This is a genomic window from Streptomyces sp. NPDC019531 (assembly GCF_044903305.1).
GTDB lineage: Bacteria > Actinomycetota > Actinomycetes > Streptomycetales > Streptomycetaceae > Streptomyces.
This window is the reverse complement of sequence record NZ_JBJDQL010000037.1, coordinates 16,082-32,591: the sequence shown is the minus strand read 5'-3', so window position 1 is coordinate 32,591 and position 16,510 is coordinate 16,082. Positions and strand designations below refer to the sequence as shown.

Here is a 16,510-nt window from a genome sequence, read left to right as displayed (position 1 = left end):
GCATGCTGACAGGCCTGCGGCGCCATTCGAAGACCTAATTCGAAGATCTGTACGGATACGAACACGGATACGTACGGATCTTCGGCGATCCCAACTGGCGCCGCTCAAGATGCTGTTGCGAGCAGTGTGCCACGGCGTCTCACCGCGCCACACAGCACTCTGCATTTTTCAGAGTGACACTTGCCAAGTGTTCACGACGGGGCGATAGTGGCAAGCGTGATTCCGTCCCCGCCCTTAGGAACAGACGCCGCCGTAGGCCGCCCCCGGGGCTTCGGTGACGCCGTGGGAGTGACCCCCGAAGGGGCTGCTTTCCGGCGCCGGTTCCGTTTCGAGCTGGCCGCGCATCCGGGTTCTCCGGCGCAGGCCAGACGTCTGACGAGGGCCAGGCTGACCCACTGGTCGGTCTGCGAGGACATCTGCGACTCGGCCGCCCTGGTGGTCTCCGAGCTGGTCACCAACGCCATCGTGCACACCGCGAGCCGCCGCGTGGTCTGCGAGCTGCACGACGACGACGACCTGGTGCGAATAGCCGTACGCGACGAGGGCTGCGCGCCGGGTGAGCCCCATCCGTCGCCGCAGCGTGGCGAGGAGGAGCACGGGAGGGGACTGCTTCTCGTCGATGCTCTCTGCCACTCCTGGGGCGCCCATGAGCACGGCCCCGGTCTGCTTGTCTGGGCGGAGCTGCCGCGCAAGGCGGACGAGCCCCGTAAGGACACCGGCCCGCGCAACGACCTGGGCTGGGGGGCCCGCCCGAAGCCGGTTCCCTCCGGGGGGCCCGGCCAGGGGGACGAGGCGGAGGAGCATCACAGAGCGGTGCCCGAGGGGGAAGCGCGCGATCACGGGACGGAGGACTCCGGCCCATGGGCGTGAGGAGCGGGTCCGGCGGTCAGGTGCTGACCCTGGACACGCTGGTCCGCCTCAGACGCGGGCTGGCCGCGCCGGGGACGCCGCGCAGGCTGGCCGTGCCGGAGGGGATGAGGGTGCCGCTGGGTTGCGACGCGGTGGGGATGCCGGCGCTGCTGGGGCAGCAGCTGGCGCCTCGGCTGCCGCGGGTGGGGTGTGTGTACGCCGATGACACACACTGGTGGTGGCTCGTTCCCGCCGACTCCGACTACGCGCTCGACTGGCCCGCGCCCGCCCAGTACGCCACCGGGGCGGTTGTTCCGGACGCCCCGGTGGTGCCGTCTCTTGTGCGTCGGGGTGAGGGGACGTTGCCGTACACACCGCCGATACCGTTGTACTTGGCGTTGTGCCGGCTTACGGGGACTACTCCTAGTTGGTCGCGGCCCGTCAGTTCTGCCGGATAGGCCGTCGTTCGGGTGCGGGTCCGTGGGGGATTGTCGCCCCCCGCGGCGGAGCCGCATATCGATACAGCCCCGCGCCCCTGGGTACGTCACCGGCCCCGGCACTCCAAGGTGTGCGCCCGCGCTCTCACCGCACTTCTCTCTGCGCCCTCCCCCGATACAGCCCGCCCCGCCATAGTTGCCCCGTCCACGATCGGGGGAGGTCAGTGGTGGGGAAACGGCATGGCTCCGAGCAGCCCGGTGTCTCCGAGTCGGAGCGGCTGCTCTTCGGGGGGCCGCTGCGGTACGACATGGGGTGGAACTCGCACTCCGACGCGTTTCTGGAGCTGGGGTTCCGGGCCATGGTCGTCCGGTTGCCGTCGCTGCTGTCGGGGAGCTTCCGACTGGCCTGGCAGGCCGACCGGCAGGCCGCGCGGATCGTGCTGGTCGCCGAGGTCGGCCGGGGGCTCATGCAGGCCGTGAGTCTGCTCGCCGTCAACAGTGTGCTGGGGCGGCTGATCGGCGGGGGCGCGCTGGAGGACCGGCTTCGGGGAGCCGTGCCCGCGCTGGTGACGATGGCCGCCGTCCTGCTCGTGGGAGCTCTGTTGCGGGCGGCGTCCACATACGCCACCGGACGCCTCGAACCCAAGGTGGAGCGGGTGGCCACCGAGCGGTATCTGGAGCGGGCGGCCACCGTGGAGCTGGCCGCGATCGAGGACCATGCCTTCCACAAGCTGCTGGACACCGCGCAGTACGGCGCCACCTCGGCCCGCCGGATGATCTCGTTCGCGACGCGCGTGGTGAACGCGATGATCTCGCTGATCGCGGCGGCCGGCGTGCTGACCGTGCTGCACCCGGCGCTGCTGCCGCTGCTGGTCACGATGACGATCCCGAGCGGCTGGGGCGCGCTGACCATCGCACGCCGCCAGTACGAGTCCTTCCACACCTGGGTGCAGCATGTGCGGGCGGGCCGGCTGCTCGGCGCCCTGCTGATCGAGCCGGAGGCGGCGCCGGAGATCCGGGTCCACGGGGTGGGCCCGTTCCTGCTCAGGCACTATCGCGCGATGGCGGAGACCGCGGAGACGGAGCAGGCCCGGCTGGCCCGGCTCGCGGCCCGGACCGGGCTGATCGCGGCGGCCTGGACGGGCCTGGCCACGGTGGCGACGTACGCGACACTGGGCGGGCTGCTGCTGGCGGGCGCGATGGCGCTGTCGGTGGCCGGTACGGCCGTGATCGCCGTCCGCACCGGCTCTCAGAGCCTGAACACGCTGGTCATCGAGATGAACGCACTGCACGAGGAGGCCCTGTTCGTCGGCGACCTCCAGCGGCTCTACGAGGAGGCGGACAAGTGGGCGATCCCGGCGGGCGGGACCGTGCTGCCGGACGATCCGCGCGAGATCCGCTTCGAGAACGTCACCTTCACCTACCCGGGTGACGCGACCCGCCCCGCGCTCGACGACGTGACGCTCACCGTGCCGCTCGGCAAGATCGTCGCGCTGGTCGGCGAGAACGGCTCCGGCAAGACCACCCTGGTGAAACTGCTGGCCGGCCTGTACTCACCGGGCCGGGGCCGGGTCCTGTGGGACGACGTGGACGCGGCACACGCGGACCGGCGGCTGCTCGCGGAGCGGGTCGCGATGGTCGCCCAGGACTTCAAGCGGTGGCCGTTCACGGCCCGCGTCAACGTGGCGGTGGGCCGCTCCTCGGCGCCGCTCACCGACGAGCGGGTGTCCGGCGCGGTCGCGGAGGCCGGGGCCGAAGAGGTGCTGGCCGATCTGCCCCGCGGCCTGGACACCCTGCTGGCCCGCAATTTCAGCGGCGGCCACGAACTGTCCGGCGGGCAGTGGCAGCGGCTCGGCATCGCCCGGGCCGCCTACCGGCGCGGCCGCATCCTGATCGTGGACGAGCCGACGGCCGCTCTGGACGCGCGGGCCGAGCTGGAGGTCTTCGAGAAGATCCGGGCCCTGGCCGGCACCGGCCAGACGGTCATCCTGATCACCCACCGGCTGGCGTCCGTACGCCACGCCGATCTGGTGCATGTGCTGGAGCAGGGCCGGCTCGTGGAGTCGGGCACGCCCGACGAGCTCCTGGCCTCCGGCGGTGTCTACGCGGAGCTGTACTCGCTCCAGGCACGGCAGTTCACGGCGAAGGTGCCCGCCAAGGAGGCGGGCTGACCTCACGCGACAGCGTCGACGGCGGCCTCTCCACCACGGACGATCACCAGGAACATGTCCGTCGCGAGGTCCATGACGACCTCAGCCGGCAGCCCTTCAAGACGCCTCGCCTGCGCGAACTCCTCCGCCGGCCACGATCCTCGCGGCCCGCCAGCGGGAAAGCGTTCGAGCACTGTTCGCCCGTTCACCACCCTGCACCTCCAGAAAGCGTTGTACTCACCCGTAGGAGCACTTGTAGGAGTTAACGCCTTCCGGGGCCAAAACGCCTCGCTGAGTTGCCGGACTGAGACGTAGTTGACACGCGTTCAGCGCGAAGCGTGAGAGTCCGGTTACTTAGCGGTCACTTCGGTTGCTTTATGTGTCAGTTCTCGTACTCATCGTGATAACGGATCCGCGCGCTCCCCGCAGGCGCCCCGAGAGCCGACGCACGCCCCTTGGGTTCCTCCCACTCCTCCTGCCGACCCAGCGCGGTGAGATCGAGGAAGCTGGTGGTCGAGCCGAGCCCGTCGAGGCCGCGTTCAAAGGTCGAGTAGGTGTGGAAGACCCGGTCGCGGTCGCGCAGGAAACAGCTGACGCCGGGCCGCTCGGCCGGCTCCCCGTCGATCTCCAGGGTGACCTCGAAGTCGTGGTTGAAGTCGCTTCCGTACGACGAGTACCAGGGCACGGCCCAACCCATCCGCGCCTTGAACGGCAGGATCTTCGTGTACGGCGCTCTCGACACGGCCGCGAACGTCGTACCCCGTGCCTTCAGATGGGCCAGGTGCCCGACCTGGTCCAGGAAGGCGGAGCAGCTGCGGCAGCCCGCGTCCCACTCGGGCGCGAACATGAAGTGGTACACGACGAGTTGGCCGCGCCCCTCGAAGAGGTCGAGCAGGGTGGCCTTCCCGTCGCCGCCCTCGAAGACGTACTCCTCCTCGACCTCGACCATCGGCAGTCGGCGCCGGTCGGCGTTGAGCGCGTCCCGCGCACGCGTGGCCGCCTTCTCCCTGACCAGCAACTCCTCGCGCGCCGCGCGCCATTCGTCCCACGAGACGATCTCCGGAAGCGGCATGGGATCCCTCCTGTACAACGGTCCGTTCGGGGTGGTGACCGTCGGGAGGAGCAGAACTCATCGCTGTCAGGGGAGATTTCTTCCGTACGACACCTGCAGCGCGAGCAGCCCGCGGGCGCGCAGGGAGTTGCGCCATCTCGGCGTGGACTCGGACTCCGCCAGCGAGAGATCCGGGAACCGCTCCAGCAGCGCCGCCAGGGCGATCTCGGTCTCGGCGCGGGCCAGTGGGGCGCCCAGGCAGTAGTGGATGCCGTGGCCGAGGGAGAGGTGACCTGAGGTGTCGCGGCCGAGGTCGAGGCGGTCGGGTTCGGGGAAGCGGGCCGGGTCGCGGTTGGCGGCGGACGGGGACACCCAGACCGTCTCGCCGGCGGGCACGGTGACCCCGCCGATGGTGACGTCCTCGACGGGGAAGCGCCGGAGGGCGAGCAGGGCGGGGCCTTCGTAGCGGAGGAACTCCTCGACGGCGCAGGGCAGTTGCGCCGGGTCCGCACGCAGGGCGGTGAGCTGCTCGGGGTGTTGGAACAGGGCCAGCACCGCGTTTCCGATCAACTGCACGGTGTTCTCGTATCCCGCGAAGAGGATGAGGAAGGCCAGCGACATCAGCTCGTCCTCGCTGAGCCGGTCGCCCTCGTCGCGCACTGCGATCAGATCGGAGAGCAGGTCGTCCGCGGGATCCCGGCGCTTCTCGGCGAGGAGCCGGGTGAAGAAGCCGAGCATCGCCACGACCGCCTCCTTGGCGACCCCGGGTCCTGCCGACGGGTCCGGGGCGACGAGGGTGTCGGTCCACACCCGGAAGTCGAGCCGGTGCTGGTCCGGGATGCCGAGCAGGTCGCAGATGACGGTGATGGGCAGGGGTGCGGCGTAGGAGGCGATCAGGTCGGTCGTGCCGTGGTCGCCGAGCCCGTCGAGGAGCCGGTCGGCGGTGCGCCGGATCGGCTCACGGAGCTGCTCGACCCGACGCGGTGTGAAGGCCTTGCCGACCAGCCGCCGGATCCTGCTGTGGTCCGGCGGATCCATGTTGAGGAGGTTGGCGTCGAGAGCGGCCGGCAGGGAGAACCCCTTGTACGTCCCCGCCGTGGCATGCCTCTTGTCCAACGACAGCCGCGGATCGGCGAGAGCCGCCCGCACGTCGTCGTACCGCGTGACGATCCAGGCGGGCGTCCCGTCGGGTCCGGCGATCCGGTGCACCGGGGCGGTGTCACGCAGACGCCGGTACACGTCGTAGGGGTGGTCGAGGAGGCCGTCGGCGGGGTCCATGGGCATCAGCCTAGGCGCTCCGCCGGAGGTGGCTCTCAGGTGTCGTAGTCCTGGACCCGTTTGCCATGGCTCCGGTCCAGGAGCGCCGGCATCCGCTCCCCCAACTCCCGTACGACTCCGGCCACATCGAGGGTCAGCAGCTCGCGGTCCCGCATCAGGACACGGCCGTCGACGATCGTGGTGCGGACGTCGGAGGAGCGGGCGCTGTGGACGAGGGTGGCGGCGAGGTCGTGGACGGGCTGGGTGTGCGGGCCGTTGAGGTCGACGAGGATGATGTCGGCCCGCCGGCCCGGGGCGATGGTGCCGACGGCGTCACCGAGACCGACCGCTCGCGCGCTCTGCAGGCTTGCGTGGTGCAGTGCTTGACGGGATGTCAGCCATCGTGGGTCGCCGGTCGTGGACTTCTGGATGAGGGCGGTGAGCGCCATCGACTCCCATACGTCGAGGGAGTTGTTGGAGGCGGCGCCGTCCGTGGCGAGTCCGACGGGGATGCCGATGTCGTGCAGGGCGCGGACGGGTGTGGTGGTGGGCCAGGCGAACTTGAGGTAGCCGCGGGGCGCGGTCGCAACCGCCGTACGGCCAAGGGCACGTGAGAGCAGCGGCAGGTCCCGGTCGAGGATGCCCGAGCCGTGCGCGATCAGGACGTCCGTGTCGAGGATCCCGGTGCGCCGCAGCACCTCGATGGGGGTGACGCCGTACCGGGCGAGACTCGCCTCGGCCTGGTCGCGGTTCTCGGAGGCGTGGAGGTGGACGGGGAGCCCGTGTTCGAGGGCGAGCGACGCGGTGGCGGCGAGGTCGGTGTCGTCGACCGTGTAGGGCGCGTGCGGGGCGAGGGTCGTGGTGATGCGGCCCCCGGCGCCGCCGCGGTGCCGTAGTGCGAACTCCAGTGATTTCTCCCGCCCTTGGGGCCCTTGTGAGGAGAAGTAGGCCTCGCCGAGATGCGCCCGGATCCCGCACTCCTCGACGACCGCGGCGACGGCGTCCATCGAGAAGTAGTGGTCGGCGAAGCAGGTGACCCCGCCCCGGATCATCTCGGCGCAGGCCAGCCGCGCCCCCAACTCCACGTCCCGCTCCGTGAGGTTGGACTCGATGGGCCAGACGACGTCGTTGAACCACTCCTCGGTGGGCAGGTCCTCGGCGACCCCGCGCAGCGTGACCATGGGCGCGTGGGTGTGGCAGTTGACGAGCCCCGGCATTGCGACCTGGCCGCGGGCGTCGATCCGTTCGACGGCGGGCAGGTCCCGTACGGCGTCGGCGCTCGTCACCGACTCCACGGCCCCGCCCCGTACGACGACGGCTGCGTCCTCCTCGAACCCGATCCGTTCCTGTTCGTCGTGCACGAGGACGGTGCATCCGGTGATGATGAGCTCGGCGGGAGAGTCGGTCATCACGACAACGTACGACGTCGTACGCGCGGCGCGGGAGCCGAACCGCGCATCCCGTCAGGGCTCTGTCGCGTTCCCCGCCGACCGGGCACCCTGGCCTCACGGCACGCGAGGTCCGACATCGCACGGACCCGGCTTCTGAAGGGAGCCCGGCATGCTCCTCGGCACCTGGAACCTGGAGAACCTGTACCGTCCCGGAGGCCCGTCCGGCCCCAGGGACAAGGCCGCCTACGAGGCGAAGCTCGCCGCTCTCGCCGACGCGATCACCGCGCTCGACCCGACGCTGCTGGCCGTGCAGGAGGTCGGCGAGCCGGAGGCACTGCGGGATCTGGTCGACCTCCTGGGCAGTGGCTGGACCATCGCGACCTCGCGGCACCCGGACAGCAGGGGCATACGGGTGGGCGTGATATCCCGTACGTCGTTCGAGGTGCTGGCCGACACCACCGTGTTCCCGCCGAAGCTGCGTCCCGTGCAGGTGGACGACGAGGGCACCACGGTCGCGGAGTCGGGCCGCGGGTTCCTGGCGGTGGAGGCGGAGACCGACCTCGGTCCGGTGCGGGTGGCGGTGGCCCACCTCAAGTCGAAGCTGCTGTCGTACCCGGGCGGTCGCTTCCAGCCGCGCGACGAGGGCGAACGGGCGCGTTACGGGGCGTACGCGCTGAACCGCCGGACCGCGGAGGCGACGGCGCTCAGGGCGCTGGCCGACGAACTGCTGGACGGCGACGGGCGTGAGCGGGACGTGCTGGTGCTGGGCGACCTGAACGACGAGGTGCAGGCCGCGACCACCCAGATACTGCTCGGCCCGCCCGGTTCGGAGATCGGCACGTCCGGCTACAAGATGCCCGACAAGGGGGACGCGGGCCGGCTGTGGGACACGGCCCCGTTGATCCCCGCCGAGGAGCGCTTCTCCCGCGTCAACTCCGGGCGCCGCGAACTGATCGACCATCTCCTGTGCAGCCACCGCCTGGTGCACCGGGTGCGGGAGGCGGGGACGGGGCTGCCGGGCGAGGGCGCGATGCGGTTGCCGTCGCTGGGGCCGGATCCGGCGGCACGGCGGGACGCGGCGGGTTCGGACCACGCACCGGTGTGGGTGCGCGTGTGACTCCTAACCGGCGAGGGGCAGTTCGGCCACCTTGACCCCGACGCGCCCCCGTCCCTCGTCAAGTCGGCTGATCTCACCGAGGAGTTCGGTGAGCCGCTGGATGTGTCCGGGGGTGAGCCGGCCCGAGTCGTCGAGGTGGACGGCACACGCGGTGGTCGTGTCCACGAGTTGTTCGAGCACGGCGACGATCTCGTCGGCGCCCTCCGAGTGCCGGGCGAGCGCGGGGAGTTCGGCGGCGGCGAGGGCGATGGCGGTACGGGCCTCGGCGAGCGCGCGGTAGGCCTCGCGACGGAGGGTCCAGCGGAGGGGCCGGGCTTCCTCCGCGTCGGCGCCCCGCAGGTCGGCCTCCCGCAGGACATGCGCGAGGTACGCCTCCGCCGCCCGGCCCGCCGCGGCCACCCGCGCCCGTACTCCCCCGCCCCGCTGCCCCGGCATCGGCAGATGGCCCACGATGAGCACGATCGCGCAGGCGAGGAGGGTCTCGGTGATCCGGCCTGCGGAGGCCTGCGGCTCGCCGCCGACCATCACGAGCGCCAGGACGAGGACCGTGACGACGGCGGTCTGCGCGGCGAAGTGCCGGGTGGCCACGGGGATGAGCGCCCCGCAGACGGTGACGAGCGCGATGAGCCCCTCGGGCCGCGGCAGCACGAGCGCGAACCCGGCGAAGACCAGCGCACCCAGCACGGTCCCCGCCGCCCGGCACAGCACCCTGGAGACGAGTGGCCCGAGGTCGGGCTTGACGAGGAAGACGGCGGTGGCGGGCAGCCAGTACCAGTGCTCGTGCTCGCCGTACCAGCGGGAGTGGTGCAGCGCCTGCGCCACGGCGACGCTGGCCCCGAAGCAGAGGGCGACCCGCAGCCCGTACTCCCGCCCGCCGGCGCCGAGGACGGACCGCAGCAGATCCCGCACGGTGAGCCGACGGGTGTGCAGATCCCCGCCCCGGCCCCGGTCGAAGGCCTCGGCGGCCCGCAACAACGCGTCATCGAGCGCCCGCAGCGCGGGAGCCGACCGGGTGGGCGCGGGCAACGGCCCGGTGTGCGTGTTCTCCCGTACGGCGACGGCGAGCCGTCGGGGCCCCGCGGAGGCCCGCCCTGGCACCGCTTCCTCCGCCCAGGCGAGCGCGGTCGCGGCCTCGGCGAGGGGGAGCGCGGCGGCGTACTGCGCGTGCAGCCGCCGCTCGGCGGAGGAGCTGGCGTACCGCCGCAGCCGGGGCCCGGTGAGCGCGTCCTGGGCGTGGTCGAGGGCGGCGGTGAGCGCGACGCGACGCGCGGTGGCCTGCTCGCCGCCCGCCGCGTCGAGCAGGTCGGCGACGGCGTCGTACACCCGGGCGACGGCCGCCCGTTCCCCGTCGAACCGGAAGTCCCCGGCGATGGCCCCGGGCGTGGGCAGCACCAGCCGCAGGGCGAGCAGCCAGCAGGCCCCGCCGAGATAGCCGACGGCCCGCAGCCACCCTTCCTCCGGCAGGGGCATCCCGGCCCCGATCGCGGAAGCGACGAGCAGTTGCGTTCCGGCCCCGGAGGCCACGGGCCCGACGGCACTGATGCCGCCGGCGACCAGCCCGACGAGGGTGAGGAGGACCGTGAGGGCCACCGCCCCCATGAACTCCCCCGCATACGTCCCGACGACCATCCCGACCGCCCCCGCGAGCGCCGGCACCCCGATCCGCTTGACGGCGACCCGCCGGCTCCCGGGCCGGTCGTTGATCCCGGCGAGCATGGCGGCGACGGCGGCGACGACCCCGAGCGAGGTCCGCCCGGCGATCACCGCGACCAACAGCAGCGGCCCGGCGGACAGCACCCCCCGCACGACCGCGTTCCAGGGGATCGGCCCACGCTGTGCACGGAGAGCGTGGGCGAGCCAGGGCGGTAGGTGCATCCGTACGGCGGGGCGGGACACGGGGCTCCTGTCGTCGGGGGGAGGCGGGGGTGTGCCTTCGGGCGACGGTGGCCGGGCGGTGGGCTGTGGTCTTTACGGTAGGTCGCGTTCTTGGACGGGGCGGGGCGCTTGTGTTACTGGGGTGTGACGATGCCTGCAAGAGCCACGTTCTTTATGAACGCAATGGGCGGAGGCGCGCACAGGTCCGCGGAGTGTGCGGCGGGGCCGGTGCGCGGGAGGCGGTCCGCCGTGGTGAAGGCGGCGGCGCTGCGGAGGCGGCGGGAGGTACTGGCCAGGATCGCGGCGGAGCCGATCGACGTGCCGTCGCTCGCCCCGGACAGACTGACGGCGCTGGCCATCGAGTATCGCGATCGCCAGAGCGGGTCACCAGGGTCAGCAGGATCACAGGGATCCTCGCTCGACCACTGGAAGGTCGACTACCTGCGCCATCGTCTGGCCCGCTACGACGACATCCTCGACAAATTGTCGGGGCACACCGGCCGCGTGGCCGCGGAACAGTTGCTTCGGCGCCGGATCTACACGGCCATCGCCCAGGCATACCCGGGCCTTTCGCAGGAGTGCGAGCGCCGGTCGCGTGAGCCGGGAAATTCAGGTGCGGTCCAGCCTCCCACCCCCGATGATCGGAAAGTTCTCCGCCGTTCGCCCCAGGAGCCCACGTGATCCAGCGCGTCATCGCACCGGCGCTCTTCCCGCCGCCGACCTACTCCCACGCCTCCGTCGTCGAGGCCGGCACGAAGCTCGCGTTTCTCGCCGGGTCCGTGCCGCTGGACGCGGCGGGCAATCTCGTCGGTGAGGGGGATCCCGCGCGGCAGGCCGAGCAGGTGATCGCGAACCTGAGGCAGCAACTGCACGCCGTCGGCAGCGACTTGGAGCATGTGCTGGCGACCGACGTACATGTCGTGAGCAGCGAGCCCGCGGTCCTGTCCGCCGTGTGGGAGGTCGTCGAGGCGTCCGGGCTGAGTGCCGGCCCGCACTCGTCGACCCTGATCGGGGTCGCCTGCCTCGGCTACACGGGCCAGTTGGTGGAGATCACGGCGACGGCCGTGGTGCCGGAGGTGACGGCGCGGTGAGCGCCGTCGTCATCCGCCGGGCCGCCGCCCCCGACGCCGCCGCCACGGCCGACGTCTATCTGCGCTCCTTCGCCGCCGCGTTGCCGACGGTCGTACGGCCCCGGTCCGACGACGAGGTGCGCGCCTACATCCGGGACGTCGTGGTGCCGTCGCGTGAGACATGGGTTGCCGTGGTGGATGACCGGGTCGTGGGGCTCATGGTCCTCGCCGGTGATCTGCTGTCCCAGCTGTATCTCGACCCCGACTGGCGGGGGCGCGGCATCGGCGACCGGTTCGTCGCACTCGCCAAGGAACGCAGCCCGCAGGGGCTGAACCTGTGGACCTTCCAGGTCAACAAGCCCGCCCACCGCTTCTACGAGCGTCACGGCTTCGTCGAGGCCGAACGCACCGACGGCAGCGGCAACGAGGAGCGGGAGCCGGACGTTCGGTACGTCTGGCAGCCGTAGCACAGGCCCTACGACGGCCGCCCCCACGCCCGTTCCTTCGGCACCGGCTTCGCATAACTCCCCACCCGACTCGTGTTCAGCCCCAGCCCCACCAGCGACTCCGCCAGCTTCACCGCCGCGCCCACCCCGTCCACCACCGGGAGCCCCAGCTTCTCCCCCACCGTCCGTTGCAGCCCGGTCATCCCCGCACACCCCAGCACCAGCACCTCGGCGCCCGCCTCCCGCACCCGTTCGGCGGCTGCCAGGAACGCGGCCTCCGTGCGGTCGGCGTCGCCCAGGTCGAGAACCCCCAGCCCCGTCCCGACGACGGCGGCGCAGTTGCGCCCCACCCCGGCCAACTCCAGGCTGTCCTCGATCTGCCCGCAGGAGCGCTCCAGCGTGGTGACGACCCCGTAGCGCCGGCCGAGCAGACAGGCCAGATGGGCGGCGGCCTCGGTGATGTCGACGACCGGTACGTCCACCAACTCCCGGACGCCCTCCCGTCCGTGCTCGCCGAAGCCGGCCATGACGACGGCGTCGTAGGAAGGACCCTCGTAGGTGCGCAGCAGGTCGAGGACCGCCGCCGCGGAGAGGTAGCTGTCGAGCCAGCCCTCCGCCGACTCGGGTCCCCAGTCGGGGGTGAGCCCGAGCACGGTGGTGCCCGGGCCTGCGGCGGCCCGGGCACCTCGTACGATCTCCTCGGTCATCTCCTGCGTGGTGTTGCAGTTGGTGACGACGATCCGCACGTTTCTCAGACCTCCACGGCCTCGTCGTGAGCCGTCCGGTCGTTCCGGTCGTTCCGGCACAGCAGCGCGTACAGACCGGCCGCGAGCGCCGTACCGATGAACCAGGAGTACGGGGCCACGTCGCTGAACGTCTTCACCAGAGCGAGGACGCCCGCGACGCCCGCCGCCGGGAGGAACGCCCACAGCGCCTTGGGGTTGACGCCCTTGCGGTAGTAGTAGCGGGAGCCGGGCTCAGCCTTGAAGAGCTCGTCCACGTCCACGCGGCCCTTCTTGACCCAGTAGTAGTCGAGCATGATCACGCCGAACAGCGGGCCGAGGAAGGCGCCGAGGCCGCCGAGGAAGTAGTTGACGACCGTGGGATTGGAGAAGAGGTTCCACGGGGTCACGACCAGCGCGGCGACCGTGCTGATCATGCCGCCGACCCTGAAGGTGATCTTCTGCGGCCAGACGTTGGCGAGGTCGTACGCCGGTGAGACGAAGTTGGCGACGATGTTGACGCCCATGGTGGCGATGGCGAAGGTGAGCGCGCCCAGCACCATGACCCAGGTGTTGCCGACCTTGGCGACGAGTTCGGCGGGGTCGGTGATGGCCTGGCCCCAGACCTCGAGCGAGCCCGCGGTGACGATGACCGAGACGACCACGAAGGCCGTGGAGTTGATGGGCAGACCCCAGAAGTTGCCGCGACGGACGGTCTTGTAGTCCGGCGCGAAGCGGCTGAAGTCGCAGAAGTTGAGCATCAGCGTGCCGTACGTGGCGAGGATCAGGCCGATCGCGCCGAACCACTGCCGCCACTGCTCGCCGACGGAGACCGGGTGCGGGGTGGTGGTGAGCGAGATGCTCCAGCCGGCCTTGGCGAGGACCCAGATCGCCAGCGCGATCATGACCAGCCAGATCGCCGGGCCGCAGAAGTCCTGGAACTTACGCACCGACTCCATGCCCTGGCTGATGATCAGCGCCTGGATCAGCCACAGCGAGAGGAAGGAGACCCAGCCGAGCGCGTCGAGTCCGAGGAAGGAGCTGTGCGTCCAGGACTCCAGGCCCGGCCAGGCGGCCAGCAGCATCACGTTGACCGCGACGGAGGCGAGATAGGTCTGGATGCCGTACCACATGATGGCGATCACGGCCCGGATCAGGGCCGGGATGTTGGCACCCCACACCCCGAAGCTGATGCGGCTGACCACGGGGAACGGCACACCGTGGCGCTGGCCGATCTTTCCCATCCAGTTCATACCGACGTAGATGATCACGAAGCCGACGAGCAGGGAAGTGAAGACCTGCCAGACGTTCATGCCGAGGACCAGCAGGCCGGCCGCGAAGGTGTAGTTGCCGAGGTTGTGGACGTCGGACATCCACATGGCGAAGAGGTCGAAGACCTTCCAGTTCCGCTTGTCGGCGGGCGCCAGGTCTTCGTTGGTGAGCCGGGGATCGGGGACGAATGCTGGGGTGCCGGTGGCTTCGGCACGGTCGGCGAGGGACACAGGGCCTCCAGGGACGGGGGACAGGAGGGTGGCGGCCGCCTGGCATCCAGTTTTGGTATACCAAACTGCCGACATGGTCCCCCCGTCAAGAGTTCCGACCGATGTCGCGTTCGTTAAGGCTCCGTAAAACAGCTCCGGCGACAACAACGGCTCCGGCGTCGGAGAAGATGGCTCCATGAGCTCCACGACGAACACCGAGCCCCTCGGCGCCGTCCGCGAACGCGTCCTGGCCACCCTGCGGCAGGAGATCATCGCGGGCGAGCTGCGCCCGGGCGACCGGCTGGTCGAGCGGGAGCTGGCCGAACGCTTCGGAGTCTCACGGGTACCGGTCCGCGAGGCGATCCGCGCCCTGGTCGCCGAGGGCTTCGTCCACTTCGAGACGCCCCGCCGGACGGTCGTACGGCGACTCACCCCGAACGACGTCAAGGAACTCTTCGAGCTGCGCGAGGCGCTGGAGGTGTACGCCGCAGGTCTCGCCGCGGCCCGCGCGACCCCGCAGGACCTCGCGGCGGTCGAGCGGCTCCTCGACCTCGCGGCGACCGCGACCGAGGCGGGCGACGCGGAGACCATCACGGACATCAACAGCCGACTGCACGACAGCATCGTGGCCATGGCCCGCAACGGCCTGCTGGTCGAAGCGCTGGAACCGGTCGCGGGCCGACTGCGCTGGATGACCCGACGGAACGAGGAGTGGCCCCAACTCCTCGTCGAACACCGCGACTTGTACGAGGCGATCGCCTCAGGCGACCCGGACCGGGCCCGCGCCCACGCTCTCGCGCATGTGCGGACCAACTACGAGTCGACGGTACGGCAGTTGTTCGGGGACTCGGCCGAAATGATCTAACGGGCCCTGTTGCGGGCGTACTTGTCCGTCGCCGCCACCATCACGGCCACACCCCGTTCGCCCGCATTGTGTCCGCCGTCGTCGATCACCGTCAACTCGCTGCCCGGCCAGGCGTGATGGAGCCGCCAGACGGTGCCGAGAAGGTTGCCGAAGTCGAGGCTGCCCTGGACCAGCGTGCCGGGGATGCCCTTCAGCTGGGGCGCGTCACGCAGGACGACACCTTCGTCGTTGCCCTCACCCAGGAAGTGGTCGTTGCCCCAGTAGTGGGTGACAGTACGGGCGAATCCCTGGCGGAACACCGGGTCCTCGTACCGCGGGACCGACCGCGGCGGCGCGGGCTCGATCGCCGTCTCCCAGTCGGTCCACGCCCGCGCCGCCCGCTCACGCACTTCAAGGTCGGGCGATTCGAGCAACCGGTTGTAGGCGGCGGCGAGATTGCCGGACCGCTCCTCGACAGGCAACTCCCCGACGAACCGTTCGAAGGCCTCCGGGAAGGTCTTCCCAAGCCCCCTGGTCAACAGGGCCACTTCAGGATTCGAACCGGTCGCGACCCCCGTCAGCACCAGCTCCGTCACCGAGTCCGGATGCGTCTGCGCATACCGCAGCCCCAGCACCGACCCGAACGACACGCCCCACACCAGCCACCGCTCGATCCCCAGGTGCCGGCGCAACAGCTCCAGGTCCGCGAGGAGATGAGGCATCGTGTTGACGCTCATATCGGTGTCGTACGCGCTCGCCGGCGGCGTCGAACGCCCGGCACCACGCTGGTCCAACAGCACGATCCGGTACGCGGCAGGGTCGAACAGCCGCCGCGCCCACGGCCCGCAGCCGGACCCCGGCCCACCGTGCAGCACCACCGCCGGCTTGCCCTCCGGATTCCCGCAGGTCTCCCAGTACACGCGGTTGCCATCACCGACATCGAGCATGCCGTGGTCGTACGGTTCGATCTCCGGGTAGAGAGGCATCCGGCGACCCTAACCCTCGTACGGCGGCCTCGTCGTCCCCTTTTCCTGCTGTACGGCCACGCCAGGCGCCGTTCTCACGCTCTGCGGCCGCGCCCGTACAACCCCGCCGCGTCAGCCGCCGTGCCCAGCACTTCCCGCAGCATCTCGGGGGTGAGCTTGCCAGTGAAGGTGTTGCGCTGACTGACGTGGAAGCAGCCGAAGAGCTCCAGGCCGTCGAGCGGGACGCGCGCCCCGTGTCCGAAGGCGGGCCGCGGCCGGGGCACGCTCCACCCCGCCTCCGCGAACGCGGGCAGCGCGGCCTGCCAGCCGAAGGCGCCGAGCACGACCACGGACCGCAGCGTCGGCCGCAGCAGGTTCAGCTCCTGTACCAGCCATGGCCGACAGGTGTCGCGCTCCTCGGGGGTGGGCTTGTTGGCGGGCGGCGCGCAGTGCACCGGCGAGGTGATCCTTACGCCGTACAGCTCCAGTCCGTCGTCCGCGGTCACGGCCGTCGGCTGTGAGGCGAGGCCGACGTCGTACAGCGCCTGGTACAGCACATCCCCGGAACGGTCACCCGTGAACATCCGGCCAGTACGGTTCCCACCGTGCGCGGCCGGCGCCAGCCCGACGATCAGCATCCGCGCGTCCGACGGCCCGAACCCCGGCACCGGGCGCCCCCAGTAGGTCCAGTCGGCAAAGGCGGCTCGCTTGGTACGGGCCACCTCCTCACGCCAGTCGACCAGCCGGGGACAGGCACGGCAGCCCGCGATCCGACGGTCGAGATCAGCGAGGGCGTCCACGGGTCCACGGTACGGGTGGTCACCGGGAACGGGGGCGTTCCGGTACGCCGGGCAC

Annotated in this window: 17 protein-coding genes; 8 read left to right on the top strand and 9 right to left on the bottom strand. The window is 71.0% G+C overall.

What is annotated here, in order from left to right:
- Positions 1–207 precede the first annotated feature (207 nt).
- The 3 genes from ACI2L1_RS33150 to ACI2L1_RS33140 all read left to right on the top strand — a co-directional run bounded on the left by ACI2L1_RS33150 (position 208) and on the right by ACI2L1_RS33140 (position 3,457).
- Positions 208–870 (top strand): ATP-binding protein, encoded by a 663-nt coding sequence (locus tag ACI2L1_RS33150; RefSeq protein WP_404743109.1) that lies wholly within the window; start codon positions 208–210, stop codon positions 868–870.
- A complete protein-coding gene (locus ACI2L1_RS33145) occupies positions 861–1,307 on the top strand; it encodes a hypothetical protein (protein WP_404743108.1) in 447 nt (148 codons plus the stop codon). Before ACI2L1_RS33150 ends, ACI2L1_RS33145 begins: the two co-directional genes overlap by 10 nt.
- A 287-nt stretch (positions 1,308–1,594) precedes the next feature.
- Entirely contained in the window at positions 1,595–3,457 is a 1,863-nt protein-coding gene (locus ACI2L1_RS33140; RefSeq protein WP_404743165.1) for an ABC transporter ATP-binding protein, read from the top strand.
- 2 nt (positions 3,458–3,459) lie between these two features.
- Here the strand turns inward: ACI2L1_RS33140 and ACI2L1_RS33135 are convergent, their stop codons facing one another.
- The 4 genes from ACI2L1_RS33135 to ACI2L1_RS33120 all read right to left on the bottom strand — a co-directional run bounded on the left by ACI2L1_RS33135 (position 3,460) and on the right by ACI2L1_RS33120 (position 7,153).
- Complete coding sequence (locus ACI2L1_RS33135) at positions 3,460–3,645, bottom strand: hypothetical protein (protein WP_404743107.1); 186 nt, start codon at positions 3,643–3,645, stop codon at positions 3,460–3,462.
- Between the two features lie 173 nt (positions 3,646–3,818).
- Positions 3,819–4,508: a DUF899 domain-containing protein gene (locus tag ACI2L1_RS33130; protein ID WP_404743106.1), complete on the bottom strand. Its 690-nt coding sequence runs from the start codon at positions 4,506–4,508 to the stop codon at positions 3,819–3,821.
- Positions 4,509–4,574: 66 nt separating this feature from the next.
- Positions 4,575–5,765, bottom strand: coding sequence for a cytochrome P450 (locus ACI2L1_RS33125; RefSeq protein WP_404743105.1), 1,191 nt, complete (start codon positions 5,763–5,765; stop codon positions 4,575–4,577).
- A gap of 35 nt (positions 5,766–5,800) precedes the next feature.
- Complete coding sequence (locus ACI2L1_RS33120) at positions 5,801–7,153, bottom strand: amidohydrolase (protein ID WP_404743104.1); 1,353 nt, start codon at positions 7,151–7,153, stop codon at positions 5,801–5,803.
- A gap of 151 nt (positions 7,154–7,304) precedes the next feature.
- Here ACI2L1_RS33120 and ACI2L1_RS33115 point away from each other — a divergent pair, with 151 nt between their 5' ends.
- Positions 7,305–8,252, top strand: coding sequence for an endonuclease/exonuclease/phosphatase family protein (locus ACI2L1_RS33115; RefSeq protein WP_404743103.1), 948 nt, complete (start codon positions 7,305–7,307; stop codon positions 8,250–8,252).
- Between the two features lie 3 nt (positions 8,253–8,255).
- Here the strand turns inward: ACI2L1_RS33115 and ACI2L1_RS33110 are convergent, their stop codons facing one another.
- The gene (locus ACI2L1_RS33110) at positions 8,256–10,127 is read right to left on the bottom strand and encodes an FUSC family protein (RefSeq protein ID WP_404743164.1); all 1,872 of its coding nucleotides are present in this window, start codon (positions 10,125–10,127) and stop codon (positions 8,256–8,258) included.
- Between the two features lie 249 nt (positions 10,128–10,376).
- Here ACI2L1_RS33110 and ACI2L1_RS33105 point away from each other — a divergent pair, with 249 nt between their 5' ends.
- The 3 genes from ACI2L1_RS33105 to ACI2L1_RS33095 are packed head-to-tail and all read left to right on the top strand — an operon-like array spanning position 10,377 to position 11,664.
- Entirely contained in the window at positions 10,377–10,808 is a 432-nt protein-coding gene (locus ACI2L1_RS33105; protein WP_404743102.1) for a hypothetical protein, read from the top strand.
- Complete coding sequence (locus tag ACI2L1_RS33100) at positions 10,805–11,218, top strand: RidA family protein (protein WP_404743101.1); 414 nt, start codon at positions 10,805–10,807, stop codon at positions 11,216–11,218. Before ACI2L1_RS33105 ends, ACI2L1_RS33100 begins: the two co-directional genes overlap by 4 nt.
- Positions 11,215–11,664: a GNAT family N-acetyltransferase gene (locus tag ACI2L1_RS33095; RefSeq protein WP_404743100.1), complete on the top strand. Its 450-nt coding sequence runs from the start codon at positions 11,215–11,217 to the stop codon at positions 11,662–11,664. Before ACI2L1_RS33100 ends, ACI2L1_RS33095 begins: the two co-directional genes overlap by 4 nt.
- Positions 11,665–11,672: 8 nt before the next feature.
- Here the strand turns inward: ACI2L1_RS33095 and ACI2L1_RS33090 are convergent, their stop codons facing one another.
- Both ACI2L1_RS33090 and ACI2L1_RS33085 read right to left on the bottom strand, forming a co-directional pair.
- A complete protein-coding gene (locus ACI2L1_RS33090) occupies positions 11,673–12,389 on the bottom strand; it encodes an aspartate/glutamate racemase family protein (protein WP_404743099.1) in 717 nt (238 codons plus the stop codon).
- Positions 12,390–12,394: 5 nt separating this feature from the next.
- On the bottom strand, positions 12,395–13,867 hold the full coding sequence (locus ACI2L1_RS33085; protein WP_404743098.1) for an NCS1 family nucleobase:cation symporter-1: 1,473 nt from the start codon (positions 13,865–13,867) through the stop codon (positions 12,395–12,397).
- Positions 13,868–14,042: 175 nt separating this feature from the next.
- Between ACI2L1_RS33085 and ACI2L1_RS33080 the strand changes: the two genes are divergently transcribed.
- Positions 14,043–14,711, top strand: a complete 669-nt coding sequence (locus tag ACI2L1_RS33080; RefSeq protein WP_404743097.1) for a GntR family transcriptional regulator — start codon at positions 14,043–14,045, stop codon at positions 14,709–14,711.
- Here ACI2L1_RS33080 and pip read toward each other — a convergent pair.
- A complete protein-coding gene (pip, locus tag ACI2L1_RS33075; RefSeq protein ID WP_404743096.1) occupies positions 14,708–15,676 on the bottom strand; it encodes a prolyl aminopeptidase in 969 nt (322 codons plus the stop codon). The two genes, ACI2L1_RS33080 and pip, sit on opposite strands and share 4 nt — an antisense overlap.
- A gap of 74 nt (positions 15,677–15,750) precedes the next feature.
- Positions 15,751–16,455, bottom strand: a complete 705-nt coding sequence (locus ACI2L1_RS33070; RefSeq protein WP_404743095.1) for a uracil-DNA glycosylase — start codon at positions 16,453–16,455, stop codon at positions 15,751–15,753.
- Positions 16,456–16,510 lie beyond the last annotated feature (55 nt).